The sequence below is a fragment of the Serratia sp. CY74737 genome (assembly GCF_052166775.1).
Classification (GTDB): domain Bacteria; phylum Pseudomonadota; class Gammaproteobacteria; order Enterobacterales; family Enterobacteriaceae; genus Serratia; species Serratia ureilytica.
On record NZ_JBJNOF010000003.1, the window covers coordinates 47,143 to 59,782 of the forward strand.

Here is a 12,640-nt window from a genome sequence, read left to right on the forward strand (position 1 = left end):
TGCACTGTATCAATGCATCTGACGCCTTATCTGGCGCGATGCGTTACCAGGCGGCGATCTCCGCCTCGGTGAGCGGCAGCGTTTGGGTTACGCCGGTTTCCGCCGCCAGGGTGGCCGCTTCCAGCACCGCCATCACCGCCAACGCCTGCGATGCGGTGACCGGGTTGGCGCCGGCGCCGCGCAGCGCGTCACGCACCTGGAAGTAATATTGGCGCTGATCGCCATCCGGCGTCGGCAACGTACACACCGGCTCCGTGCCGATAAACAGGCGCATCGCGTCGTCGTCTTTACCCCACTCCGCCGAACCCGGCGTTACGCCGGCCAGCAGTTGGCTCTCCTGCCCGTCGGCGCGCGCTTTGACCACGCTGCCTTTCTCGCCGTGCACGGTAAAGCGCGCGACGCCGCCCGCCACCAGCATGCTGCCATGCAAAATCACGCGGTGCGTCGGGTAGTTCAGCACCACATGCGCCCAGTCATTGATCTGCGCATTGGCGCGCAGCGTGGCGATGTTGGCCTGCACGCTGTGCGGCAAACCGAACAGCTGCAGCGCCTGATCGACCATGTGCGGCCCCAGATCGAACCACAGCCCGCTACCCGGCAGATTCTGCTCGCGCCAGCGCACCCGCACTTCTGGGCGGTAACGATCGATGTGCGACTCAAAGTGCGTTACCTTGCCGATCAGTCCCTGCTCGATCACCTGCTTCACGCCCAGGAAATCGCTGTCCCAGCGGCGATTCTGGAATACCGACAGCAGACGGCCGTGCTTCTCCGCCGCCGCAATCAGCGTGCGCGCCTGCGCCAAATCCAGCGTAAACGGCTTATCCACCACCACGTGCTTGCCCGCTTCCAGCGCAGCCAGCGCCAGCGGCGCATGGGTGGCGTTCGGCGAAGCAATCACCACCAGGTCCACTTCCGGCAAGCGGATCGCCTCCAGCGGATCGGCGATCACGCGCACGTGCGGCAGATCGGCATGGACTTTGGCGGCATCGCGCGAAGCCACCACGTTCAGCGCCAGACCCGGCACCGCGTTAATCAGCGGCGCATGAAACGCCTTGCCGACAAAGCCGTAACCAATCAGCGCCACCTGCAACGGTTGAGCGTTATCGTTCATCAGTGTTCTCCTCTAGCGGTCGTCGGCGACGACACAAAGTTCAATCATTGATTGCTCGTCCAGGTTATCCCATGGGCGATCGGTAAACAGGCGTTGGATCTGCGCCAGATCCGCCACGTGATGCGGCTCGCAGCGATCCAGCTTCATATGGTCGGCCACCAGCCAGCGCTCGCCGCTGTTGGCCAGCATGGCGCGTTTGACCTCTGCATCGGCCTCTTCGCCGGCGCTCAGCCCCAGCTGAGAATGCACCGCACAGGCGCCCAGCAAAGCGATGTCCGCGCGGTAGCGTTCCAGCAACGCCAGCGTCGCGCTGCCGGCGAACAGCCGTTGGCGCGCGTCCCACTGGCCGCCGAGCAGGATCAGTTGGATCTCCGGCTTATCGCTCAGGCACTGCGCGATATCCAGCGAGGCGGTGATCACCGTCGCCGGGCCGCGCAACGCTTGCGCCACCGCCAACAGCGTACTGCCCGCATCCAGCATCAGGGTGCTGCCGGGCGGGATCTGTGCGGCCACCGCGCGGCCGAGCCGCTGCTTGACCTGCGGCAACAGCGCCGCGCGCGCCTGGCGCGGCATGCCGGACGGTTCGAGCGCTATCGCGCCGCCGTGATGTTTCTGCGCCAACCCCTGCCGCTCAAGATCGGCCAAGTCGCGGCGCACGGTATCGACCGAAACACCGATGGCGCTGGCCAACTCCGCCACCGCCGCCTGCCCGCGTTCGCTGAGCAAATCCAGTAAATGGCGCTGTCGTGCCGCTTTGTGCATGGGATTATTCCGCATTAAAAAAGCATAAAACGGCAATATACAGCAGATAACAGCATTGGAGAAGCCGCAATTGTGCGCACCGGAGATCAAACATCTTTTCCCCTGCGGGACGATGATGAAGACATAACGCATAACAATCCGGAGAAACGCATGAACATCGATCTGACGTTTGAAGACCTGAGCGCCCGCGCCGCGCAATACAACGCCCGCGCTTCGGTGGAGGATTTTGACGCCTGCATGGCGGACTATGCCGCGCTGGCGCAGCGCGCCAAAGCGCAGACACCGGGCATTTACGATCTGCGCTACGGCATGAGCGCCGCCGAGCGTCTCGATCTGTTCCCGGCCAGCGCACAGCCCGCCCCGCTGCTGATCTTTATTCATGGCGGCTACTGGCATTCGCAGCGCAAAGAGGAAGCCTGCTCGATGGCCGCCGCGTTCGCCCGCCGCGGTGTGGCGGTCGCCACGCTGGAATATACGCTGGCGCCGGAAGCGACGCTGGCGGAGATCGTGCATGAGGTGCGCAGCGCCGTCGCCTGGCTTTATCATCACGGGGCGCCGTTCGGCATCGATCCGGCGCGCATTTTCGTCAGCGGCAGTTCGGCCGGCGGCCACCTGTGCGGCATGCTGATCGCCGACGGCTGGCAGCAACGCTATCGCCTGCCGCCCGATGCGATCAAAGGCGCGCTGGCGCTGAGCGGCCTCTACGATCTGCGCCCGCTGTGCGATATCTACATCAACGACTGGCTGCACCTGACGCCCGAACAGGCGCAAACTCTCAGCCCGCTGTTTTTGCTGCCGGAGAAAGCGCATGCGCCGCAGATCCTGCTCGACGTCGGCCACCGCGAAACCCAGGGGTTCAAAAACCAGACGCAGGCCTATTATGACGCCTGCCTGGCGCGCGGCCTCGACGTCCACCTGCTGGCCGACCGTCACTGCAATCACTTTACGCTGGTCAACGAGCTGGCGGATGCGGAAAGCGCGATGTTCCGGCAGGTGATGGCGATGATCGACGCAACGCAACGGTAGCCTGCCGCTGCAGCCGGAGCCTGGCGGCGATCGTAATCACCGCCAGCGCAGCGAATAAGGCTCCGCACAGCAGGCTGCCCTGTAGCCCCCACGCGGTGATGGACCAGCCGCCCGCCAGCGAGCCCAGCGCCACGCCCAGATTGATAAAGGCGATATACAGCCCGGTGGCGAACGCCGGCGCCTGGGGGGCTTCGGATGTCAGCCAGATCTGCGTCACGATCAAACCGCTGGTGTGCGCCGCTCCCCAATACAGACAAAGCGCCGTCATCGAACCGATATTCGCGCTGCCGTAGTGATACAGCAGCGCATAAGCCGCAATCAAGGCTAGCGGGTGCAGCAGCACCGTCAGCGCTCGATGGCGGCTCAACCCCTTGCCGGCCAACAGGTTGCCCGCGACACCGCCCACGCCGAACGCCACCAGAAGAAAGCCGATGGCGCCGCCGCTGAGGCCGATTTCACGGCTGAGATATTCAGCCGCGTAAGCATAGACGGCGAACATGGCGGCAAAGATCAGCACGCAGGTGATGATATTCAGCCACAGCGTCCCGCTGCGCAGGATCGTCAGCTGTTTGCCATAACTGAGGCGCTGAACGACGACGTCGGGCAACCGCATCAGCAATCCCGCCGCCGCCAGGAGATTGACCCAGGCACAGAACCGGAACGAGGCTTCATAGCTGAACTGCCCGGCGATCCATTGCGTCAACGGTATCCCCAACACCATGCCCATGCTGGTGCCGATGAACGCATAGGCGGTTGCTTTGGTGGCCTGATGCGGGGGATAAAGCGCCGCGGCCGCCACCATGGCCAGCGAAAAATAGATCGGATGAAACAGCGCCGGCACAATACGCAGCAGCATGAGCATGGCGAAACTGTCCGTCTGAGCGGACAGCGCGCTGGCCGCCGCAAACACGGTCAACGCGATCAACAACATGCGTTTGCGATTGAATCGCGACGCCAGCAGCACCAACAGCGGCCCGAACAGCGCGATGGTCAGGGCGAAGATCCCGACCAGCCAGCCGGCCTGCGCCGTGGAGATGCCATACCGTGCGATGATCTGCGGCAAAATGCCCACCACGCCGAACTCGATGCAGTAGACGCCGAACAACCCCAGCGCGAGGAAGAAAATCGGCGGCATCAGGCGCATTGCATCGCTCCCGTCGCGGCATAGACCGCCTGACAAATCTCGCCGACAAAGGCGCCGGACATGCCCTCCAGCGCCGTGTTGGTAAACGCGACGACGCTGAGCTGCCGGACAGGATCGACGAACCAGGAATGGCCATAGGTGCCGCCCATTCGCCAGGTCCCCACGGACTCCGGCGTTTGCGCGGCGATGGGGTCTTTCAGTACGGTAATGCCGAGGCCGAAACCGCGCCCCGGCCAAAACGGCATCGACAAATCGCCGATTTGGTTGCTGGTGAACGCCGTCACCCAATCGGTTGGCAGCACCGGCGTTCCTCCCTGGCGCAACGCTTCCAGCAGGCGCAGGAAATCCTCGGCCGAGCCGACCATGCCGGCACCGCCTGAGGCGTAAGCCAACGGATCCAACGCTCGCGCCGGCGACAGATGAAAACCGGCGCTGCCATCGATAAACGGTAAATGATCCGGTTGGCGCAGGCGGCGCGGCTCGCCGGGATGATCGGCGTAAGCGGCCGCCAAACGTGCAGGATCCACCGCCAGGAAATCGGTATCCGTCATCGCCAGCGGCCCGGTCACCCATTTTTTTACTGCCTGCGCCAGCGGCAGGCCGCTCGCCTGTTCGATCGCCGCGCCCAGGACATCGGTCGCGATGGAATAGCGCCACGCCGCGCCGGGCGGCGCCAGCAAAGGGGCGCAGGCAATACGCCGCACGTTCTCCTGCAGGCTGACAGACGCCTCATCCATGCCGTCGGAGACCGCCGATTGGGCGTAAAATCCCCCTTCCGGCTGGAAAAAACGGTAGCTTAGTCCGGCGGTGTGGGTCATGAGATGCCGTAACGTCATCAACGGCGTGGTGCCATCCGCCAGCCGCGGACGAAAATGCGGCAGCCAACGGGTGATGGGATCTTCCAGCTGCATACGGCCTTGCGCCATCAATGCCAGCGCCGCCGTGGACACGATCGGTTTGGATACCGAAGCCAGACGGAACAGCGTATTGAACGCCATCGGCCGGCCGGCTTCGCGATCCGCCAGCCCCGCCGCGCGGCGATAAAACATATCGCCCCCCTGCGCCACCAAAACCACTGCGCCAACCAGCCGTTTTTCCGCCAGCGCGTTATCGATCGCCCGGTCTATCACGCCCGCGGTATGCCCATATGCACTCATCGTCATTGCTCCAGATAATCAGCCCATGCTGTAGTCACCGAGCATAGGGCCTGGCGATTAGCGGAAAAACAGGCTAGATTTCCCTTCATAACGGACATTAACGTCCGTAATAGGACAAACGATGGATAACTTAGCCGGCGTGAGCGCCTTCGTGCAGGCCGCTGAAACTCTCAGCTTCGTTGACGCCGGCCGCGTGCTCGGCATCTCGGCCTCGGCGGTGGGGAAAAGCATCGCCCGCCTGGAGAACCGATTGGGCGTGCGTCTGTTTCACCGCAGCACGCGCAGCATGACGCTAACCGCCGAGGGGCGGCGGTTTCTGCTGCGGTGTCAGCGCATTCTGGAGGAGATGGCGGCGGCGGAACGGGATATCAGTGATACGCATAGCGCGCCGCGCGGCAAACTGCGCGTCAGTCTGCCGCTGGTGGGAGGCCTGTTAAATCCGGTATTGGCGGAATTTGTCCGGAACTATCCCGATATTGAGCTGGAAGCCGATTTTTCCGACCGTCGGGTCGCGGTGATCGAAGAAGGGTTCGATGCGGTGATCCGCGTGGGCGATACCGAGGATTCTCGCTTAATGAGCCGCCAACTGGGCACGTTTCACCTACAGCTGGTGGCGGCGCCGGACTATCTGCGCCGGGCGGGAATACCCCGCCAGCCGGCAGAACTGCGCGATCACGCCTGCCTGTTATACAGATTCCCCACCACCGGCAAAGTCGAGACCTGGCCGGTGGCGGGCGGAGATAAACTGCTCGACGAAGGCCTGGGCAAGCGCACGGTATGCAACACCGTCGATACGCTGATTTACCTGGCGGAACAGGGCCTGGGCATCGCCTGCCTGCCCGATTTCGCGGTGCGACAGGCGCTGGAGCAGCAGCGGCTCCAACCGGTGCTTGGCGACCACTGCCAACACAGTGGCAGTCTCAAAATTCTCTGGCCTTCAAGCAAACATCTTACCCCGCGTCTCAGGGCATTTATCGACATCATGAGCGTTCGCCTTTTCTCGGCCTAAGTCCTCTACCGTGCTAGAACAAATTCAGTTTTGCTTTGCACAAAAATAGCTAAAGCGCAGCCTGCCGCGCCTACCAGCAGCCCTGACGGCGGCGCAGCGCCGTCGTGATATTCCATTCAGCGATATGGAAGCGCCGTTCGTTCTTTCGGGACAAAGAAAACCGCCACACAATACCTTTCACCCCGCACTCGTGCATAACCATCTATAAATTCAGGTGTTAACGCCTTGTCATTACCGATAACCGCCCAATTCGCTCATCTGATATTGAACAGCCAGCCGGATGAAACCGCCCTGTCAGCCGCTCGCCGCGGCGTGAAAGATTACTTCGCCTGCGCGCTGCCGATTGCCCGCGGGGCGTTGAGCGATGCCGGTCTGGCAGCGATCGGCACGACGTTTCCGCCGAACGGCAGCGAGAACCGCGCACTGCGCTATGGCTATGTCAGCCACTCGTTGGACTTCGATGATTACCATCCTGCGCTGCGTGGCCATCCGAGCACCGTAGTGCTCTCCGCCCTGCTGGCGCTGAACGGTGAGAGTGACAATGTCGCTGAGCTGTTAACCGCCTATGTCATCGGCGTAGAGGCCGCTGGCCGGCTGGGATTGGCCGCTGGCACGCAACATTACGTACTGGGTTTTCACAGCACCGCCACCCTGGGCGCGGTCGCCGCCTGCGCCGCCGTGGCGCGTTATCTGCAGCTTGACCAGCGGCAAACGCAGATTGCTCTGGGCCTGGCGGCTACGCAGGCGGCGGGCCTGCGCAGCCAGTTCGGTTCGGCGGCCAAACCGCTGCACGCCGGCCTGGCGGCACGCAACGCGGTCAACGCCGCCCTGCTGGCTCAGGCCGGTTTCATCGGCCAACCGGAGGGCGTGCTGGACAGCCTGCTGACTTCCCACGGCGGCGGCCGGCAAAAACCGGAATGTCTGACCGCCGGTTGGGGCACTCCCTGGCGCATCCTGCAGCCGGGGCTGGAGTTCAAGCGGTATCCGACCTGCGGTGGCACTCACAGCGCGGCCGAGGCGGCGCTCGCTCTGCGCGCGCGGCTGCAGGAACAAGGCGACGCCCTTGCGGAGATCGCAAAGATTGAGGTCAGTTTTCCGCCCGGTGCAGATACCGCGCCCTATATTCGCCAACCGGCCACCGGTGTGGAAGCGCGCTTTAGCCTCGAATACGTCATCGCCGATGCGCTATACCACGGCGAGGTCCCGCTGATGCATTACGGCGAACAGCCGGTCGATACGGCTATCGCCGCCCTGGCGGCAAAAGTTGAGCGCCATGTCGATCCCGCGGCCCCGCCGGACGCGCTCGATCCGGAGATGCGCTTCCATCGCCTGACCCTGACACTGCAGGACGGAAGGCAAATAAGTGACATGGTCACAAGAAAGCAAACCGCCGCCCGGCCAACAGACCTCGACGCCAAGCTGCGCGCCATTCTCCAGCTGCTTCCGGGCCTCGAAGGCGAAAGCGTTATCCGCGACTGCGCCCTCATGTCCCCTGGCGCGCTGCCGCGACTGATTGCATTGTTAAATTAATAATAAAACAGGAATAATTATGAGTACTTCACCTTCAACACCCTCGCGCCAACTCCGTCTCGGCCTGTTCGTTCAGGCGCTGGGGCACCACATCGGGGGATGGCGCGCAGAAGGCGCCAGCGGTTCGCCGACCGATATCGACTGGTTCACCTGGATCGCAAAAACAGCCGAAGAAGGCACCTTCGATATGTTCTTCGTCGGCGACGCATTAGCGACCAGCGTGCACCGACTGCCCTCGACGATGTCACGCCTGGAGCCGCTGACGCTGCTCGCGGCGCTGGCGGTCAACACCCGCCATATCGGGCTGGCGGCGACCGCCTCCACCACTTTCGATCAACCCTTCCACCTGGCGCGCGCCATGGCCTCCATCGACCATATCAGCCACGGCCGCGCCGCCTGGAACGTGGTGACCTCTTTCTCCAGCGATGCGGCGCGCAACTTCAGCCGTGAAGATCTGCCGTCGCACGCCGAGCGCTATGAAGTGGCGCGGGAATTCCTCGAGGCCAGCTACAAACTGTGGGACGGCTGGGAAAAAGACGCCATCGTGCGCGACAAGCAAAATGGCGTGTACGCCATAGACGAGAAAATCCACGCCGCCAACCATAAAGGCAAGCATTTCTCGGTGCAGGGCCCGCTGAACATTTCCCGCTCACCGCAGGGGCGGCCAGTGATCATTGAGGCCGGATCGTCCCCGGCCGGCCAACAGCTGGCGGCGGAAACCGCCGAAGTGGTGTTCACCGCCGCCGCCAGCCTGGAAGAAGGACAGGCTTTCTACCGCAGTCAGAAAAAATACGTGGTCGACGCCGGCCGCAACCCGGACCACCTGCTGATCCTGCCAGGTGTGATGCCGATTGTCGGCCGTACCAAAGAAGAAGCGCAGGAAACCTGGTATCAGTTGAATCAACTGGTGGATATCGATAACGGCATTGAACAGCTGTCGGCGCGCTTTGGTTTCGATTTGAGCGATTACCCGCTGGACGGCCCGGTGCCGAACGTGGGCGCCACCGAAGGCGGCCAAAGCCGCGTGAAACTGCTGACCGATCTGGCCGCGCGGGAAAACCTGACGCTGCGCGAGCTGGCGGCCGTCGCGGCCGGTTCGCGCGGCCACCGCGTGGTGGTAGGTACCGCCGAAGAGATCGCCGACGACTTCCAGCTATGGCTGGAACAGCAAGGCGCAGACGGCTTCAACATCATGCCGGCGGTGTTGCCCAACCAACTGGAACTGTTCGTCGAGCTGGTGATCCCGGAGCTGCGCCGCCGTGGCCTGTTCCGTGAGGAGTATCAGTATGCAACCCTGCGTGAAAACCTGGGCCTGCCTGAACCGGCAATCAACTTCGCTAACGTAAAATCGGCTTAATCCGCAGGGAAATTATGATGAAAACCACATTCAAACGCACCGTACTGTCCCTGCTGTTGGCTTCCTCCACGCTGGCGCCGTTGGCCGCCGGTCATGCCGCTGAAGGCGATGTTCCCTTCAAGGCGGCGGTGAAAGCTGCCGCCGATCCGGCGCTGCACGACAGCCTGCCTGAATCAATCAAAAAGGCCGGCTATATCGTTGCCGGCACTAACCCGAACACCCCGCCGACCACTTTTTACCAGGCGGACAACAAAACGCTGGCCGGGCGTGAAATCGACGTGATGAGCGCGATTGCCGATCGCCTGGGCGTGGCGATCCACTGGAAGGACACCGGCGGTTTCGACAACATCATCCCCGGCCTGAAGTCCGGCCGTTATGACGTCGCGCTAGCCAACATTGACGCCAACAAAAAGCGCTTCCAGCAGGTGGACTTCGTCGGCTATTACAACGCTTCCAAGCTGGCCTTGATCGCCCGCAAAGACGCTGCGCTTGGCCCTTACACCGAGCTGGCCCAGTTGTGCGGCCAGACCGTCGGCGCCGGCGCAGGCACCTCGCAAATAACCCGTCTGCAGCAGGCCAGCGATCAATGCGTCGCCGCCGGCAAACCGGCCATCACCATGCCGATCTTCCCGGACCGCCCGGCCGGGGTGCAAGCGGTGATCAGCGGCCGCGTACCGATGTTTTTCGGCCCGTATGAAGGGCTGCGCTACCAGGCCGCCCACGTCAAACCGCTGACGCTGGCCGGTGATATCAACATCGACGGCACCACGGTGGCCATCGCCCTGCCAAAAGGCTCCGAACTGGTGAAACCGGTGCAGGCAGCGCTAAATTCACTGATCGCCGACGGCAGCTACCAGAAAATCCTCGACGGCTGGGATATCGGTTTTGGTGCAGTGAAAACCGCCGGCATCAATGAAGAGATCGCAAAATGAGTGGGCAATACCCTGTCGACGACGCGGAACTGAGCATCGTCGGCCACCGGCATTACGGACGCTGGCTCAGCGCCCTGGTTGTGCTGCTGATCGTCGCCGTTATCGTCAATTCCATGCTGCACAACCCGCGCTTTGAATGGTCGGTGGTGGCGGAAAACCTCACCGAGGCGTCCATCCTCAACGGCGTGCTCATGACGCTGAAGCTGACGGTGATTTCGGTGGTGTTCGGCTTCGCCGGCGGCGTGCTGCTGGCGCTGATGCGCCTGTCGGCCAATCCGGTATTGGTGGCGGTAAGCTGGTTCTACACCTGGTTCTTCCGTGCAGTGCCGATGCTGGTGCAGCTGTTCCTGTGGTACAACATCGCCGCGCTTTATCCCCGCATCAGCTTGTGGATCCCGTTTCTGGGCGAAGTCGCCAGCGCGCCGACCAATACCCTTATCAGCACCTTCAGCGCCGCGGTGATTGCGCTGGTGATGCATCAGTCGGCCTATGCGGCGGAAATTGTGCGCGCAGGCATCCAAAGCGTCAGTAGCGGCCAGTTGGAAGCCGCCAAAGCGCTGGGCTACCGTCGTGGGCAAATCCTGTGGCGCGTGGTATTACCGCAGGCGATGCGCACCATCCTGCCGCCGGCGGGCAATGAAGTGATCGGGCAGTTGAAAACCACCGCGGTGGTGTCGGTGATTGCCCTGCAGGACGTGCTGTATTCGGCGCAGATCATTTACCAACGCACCTACGAGGTTATCCCGCTATTGCTGGTCGCCACCCTGTGGTATCTGGCCATGACTTCGATTCTGTCAATTGGTCAATACTACGTGGAGCGCTATTTTGGCCGCGGCACGCAGGCAACGCGCAGCGGTCGGTTCTTCCTCAACCGCAAAGCCCCTCAGGGAGGTGAACAATGAGCGCATCCATCCACATCAACCGGGTGCGGAAATCCTTTTCCGGCACCGAAGTGTTGAAAAACATCAGCCTGACCATTCCGGCAGGTTCGGTAACGGTGATCCTCGGCCCTTCCGGCTCCGGCAAATCCACCCTGTTGCGCTGCATCAACCACCTGGAAAAACTGGACGGCGGCACCATTCGCGTTGGCGAACAGCTTATCGGCTATCGTCAAAAAGGCCGGCATCTGTACGAGCTGAAAGAAGCCGAGGTGGCCGAACAGCGTAAAAGCATCGGCATGGTATTTCAGCAGTTCAACTTGTTTGCGCACCGCACCGTGTTGCAAAACGTCAGCGACGCGCCGCTGCGGGTGAAAAAGGAAAAAAAAGCCGAGGTGCAGGAACGGGCGAAGCAGCTGCTGGCCCGCGTCGGGCTGGAACATCGCATCAACGCCTGGCCGCGTGAACTGTCCGGCGGCCAGCAGCAACGCGTCGCCATCGCCCGCGCGCTGGCGATGAACCCGCAGGTGTTACTGTTTGATGAACCGACCTCCGCGCTCGATCCTGAATTGGTTGGCGAAGTGCTGCAGGTGATGAAAGACTTGGCGCATTCGGGCATGACCATGGTGGTGGTCACGCACGAAATCGGCTTCGCCCGCGAAGTGGCCGACCAGATTGTCTTTATGGATCAGGGAAAGGTGGTTGAAACGGGCAGCGTACAGCAGGTTCTGGATGCGCCGGGACATGAGAGGACGCGCAACTTCCTGGCGACGGTATTGTAACCCTCCGTCAGGGGGCGTTGCGTCCCCTGACGTTCAAATTCAGCCGTTATTTTTTCTGCCGATAGCGGAAAAGACGTTGAACACTTCACCCAGGCCGTAAATCGCGCCGAGCAAGACGGCCACCATTACCGGCACCAGGACCACCACGGTGGCCAAGCTTTCAATCATTTCTAACATCGTTCTCTCCTGGTTTATAAGCACAGCGAATCTGCGCCGGAAGAAAAGGTTTCCGGCCAAACGGTCGATTATCGTGGGGAGGCAGTCTAAAACGTGAGCTACATCACACTTGATGCGAGCTAATGTAACTTACACAATTACATTAACGCAATGCAAAAAATGCTCTGTGCGGAACGGGGTTTGGCATGATTTTTTATTGCGTATCTGCTTGATATTGCGGTGAACAAGGGACGAAGGGATAGCCGGCGCGCAGCTCAACCTGTCCGGCCATTTCGGCGATGCTGGTCTGTGCCAGGCTGGCTTCCAGCGCGTGGCCGACGCGCGCAAACTCTTGCTCCAGCACCGGGGTAATGGCGTGGCCGATATAGCACGCCTCGTTAGGCCGGGTGCGATGCAGCGTGAAATAAGGTTGATCCTCCACCGCGCGATACACGTCTAGCAGAGAAATCGCTTCCGCCGGCCGCGCCAACAGCGCCCCGCCGCCTTGCCCCATCTGCGAATAGGTCAGCCCCGCCTCCGCCAACGCCCCGAGAATGCGCCGCACCACCGTCGGATTGGTGTTGACGCTGCGGGCGATATCTTCGGAACGCACCGTCTGGCCGCGACACAGCGTGATGTTGGTCAGAATATGGATGGCAACGGCAAATCGCGTAGAGGTAGACACCTTGGCACCTGCTCAGAGTTTCGCTTATGTCGGATTAAAACATAAGAAAAGCGTATCAATTTCCGGTAATACACATAATGAGTAGGGATAAGTGGAATGTCAACCTGCCCC

13 protein-coding genes are annotated in these 12,640 nt (G+C 61.9%); 7 read left to right on the plus strand and 6 right to left on the minus strand.

Translation table 11 applies throughout. The features are described from left to right. Nucleotides 1-43: 43 nt before the first annotated feature. Both ACJ8PE_RS06000 and ACJ8PE_RS06005 read right to left on the minus strand, forming a co-directional pair. Nucleotides 44-1,111, minus strand: a complete 1,068-nt coding sequence (locus ACJ8PE_RS06000; RefSeq protein WP_404768922.1) for an oxidoreductase — start codon at nucleotides 1,109-1,111, stop codon at nucleotides 44-46. 12 nt (nucleotides 1,112-1,123) lie between these two features. Continuing rightward, entirely contained in the window at nucleotides 1,124-1,873 is a 750-nt protein-coding gene (locus ACJ8PE_RS06005; RefSeq protein WP_033650433.1) for a DeoR/GlpR family DNA-binding transcription regulator, read from the minus strand. Nucleotides 1,874-2,023: 150 nt separating this feature from the next. Here ACJ8PE_RS06005 and ACJ8PE_RS06010 point away from each other — a divergent pair, with 150 nt between their 5' ends. Further along, the gene (locus ACJ8PE_RS06010) at nucleotides 2,024-2,899 is read left to right on the plus strand and encodes an alpha/beta hydrolase (RefSeq protein WP_197760536.1); all 876 of its coding nucleotides are present in this window, start codon (nucleotides 2,024-2,026) and stop codon (nucleotides 2,897-2,899) included. Here ACJ8PE_RS06010 and ACJ8PE_RS06015 read toward each other — a convergent pair. Next, nucleotides 2,826-4,043 carry an MFS transporter gene (locus ACJ8PE_RS06015; RefSeq protein ID WP_197792330.1) on the minus strand — a complete coding sequence of 406 codons (1,218 nt, stop codon included), beginning with the start codon at nucleotides 4,041-4,043 and terminating at the stop codon, nucleotides 2,826-2,828. The genes ACJ8PE_RS06010 and ACJ8PE_RS06015 overlap by 74 nt on opposite strands. Next, complete coding sequence (locus ACJ8PE_RS06020) at nucleotides 4,034-5,200, minus strand: serine hydrolase domain-containing protein (protein ID WP_116286865.1); 1,167 nt, start codon at nucleotides 5,198-5,200, stop codon at nucleotides 4,034-4,036. Before ACJ8PE_RS06020 ends, ACJ8PE_RS06015 begins: the two co-directional genes overlap by 10 nt. Before the next feature lie 121 nt (nucleotides 5,201-5,321). Between ACJ8PE_RS06020 and ACJ8PE_RS06025 the strand changes: the two genes are divergently transcribed. The 6 genes from ACJ8PE_RS06025 to ACJ8PE_RS06050 all read left to right on the plus strand — a co-directional run bounded on the left by ACJ8PE_RS06025 (nucleotide 5,322) and on the right by ACJ8PE_RS06050 (nucleotide 11,688). Then, nucleotides 5,322-6,209 (plus strand): LysR family transcriptional regulator, encoded by an 888-nt coding sequence (locus ACJ8PE_RS06025; protein WP_197760539.1) that lies wholly within the window; start codon nucleotides 5,322-5,324, stop codon nucleotides 6,207-6,209. A gap of 225 nt (nucleotides 6,210-6,434) precedes the next feature. After that, a complete protein-coding gene (locus tag ACJ8PE_RS06030; RefSeq protein ID WP_197760540.1) occupies nucleotides 6,435-7,739 on the plus strand; it encodes an MmgE/PrpD family protein in 1,305 nt (434 codons plus the stop codon). Nucleotides 7,740-7,758: 19 nt separating this feature from the next. After that, entirely contained in the window at nucleotides 7,759-9,096 is a 1,338-nt protein-coding gene (locus tag ACJ8PE_RS06035) for an LLM class flavin-dependent oxidoreductase (RefSeq protein ID WP_197792326.1), read from the plus strand. Between the two features lie 17 nt (nucleotides 9,097-9,113). Next, nucleotides 9,114-10,028: an ABC transporter substrate-binding protein gene (locus tag ACJ8PE_RS06040; protein WP_273872884.1), complete on the plus strand. Its 915-nt coding sequence runs from the start codon at nucleotides 9,114-9,116 to the stop codon at nucleotides 10,026-10,028. Further along, nucleotides 10,025-10,930: an amino acid ABC transporter permease gene (locus ACJ8PE_RS06045; RefSeq protein WP_147880536.1), complete on the plus strand. Its 906-nt coding sequence runs from the start codon at nucleotides 10,025-10,027 to the stop codon at nucleotides 10,928-10,930. Before ACJ8PE_RS06040 ends, ACJ8PE_RS06045 begins: the two co-directional genes overlap by 4 nt. Next, entirely contained in the window at nucleotides 10,927-11,688 is a 762-nt protein-coding gene (locus ACJ8PE_RS06050; protein ID WP_171453993.1) for an amino acid ABC transporter ATP-binding protein, read from the plus strand. The genes ACJ8PE_RS06045 and ACJ8PE_RS06050 overlap by 4 nt, the downstream gene beginning before the upstream one ends. Nucleotides 11,689-11,727: 39 nt before the next feature. Here ACJ8PE_RS06050 and ACJ8PE_RS06055 read toward each other — a convergent pair whose 3' ends face one another. Further along, nucleotides 11,728-11,865: an AcrZ family multidrug efflux pump-associated protein gene (locus ACJ8PE_RS06055; RefSeq protein WP_016927779.1), complete on the minus strand. Its 138-nt coding sequence runs from the start codon at nucleotides 11,863-11,865 to the stop codon at nucleotides 11,728-11,730. A 193-nt stretch (nucleotides 11,866-12,058) separates the two neighbouring features. Then, nucleotides 12,059-12,529, minus strand: a complete 471-nt coding sequence (locus tag ACJ8PE_RS06060; protein ID WP_033650438.1) for an Rrf2 family transcriptional regulator — start codon at nucleotides 12,527-12,529, stop codon at nucleotides 12,059-12,061. Between the last annotated feature and the right edge of the window lie 111 nt (nucleotides 12,530-12,640).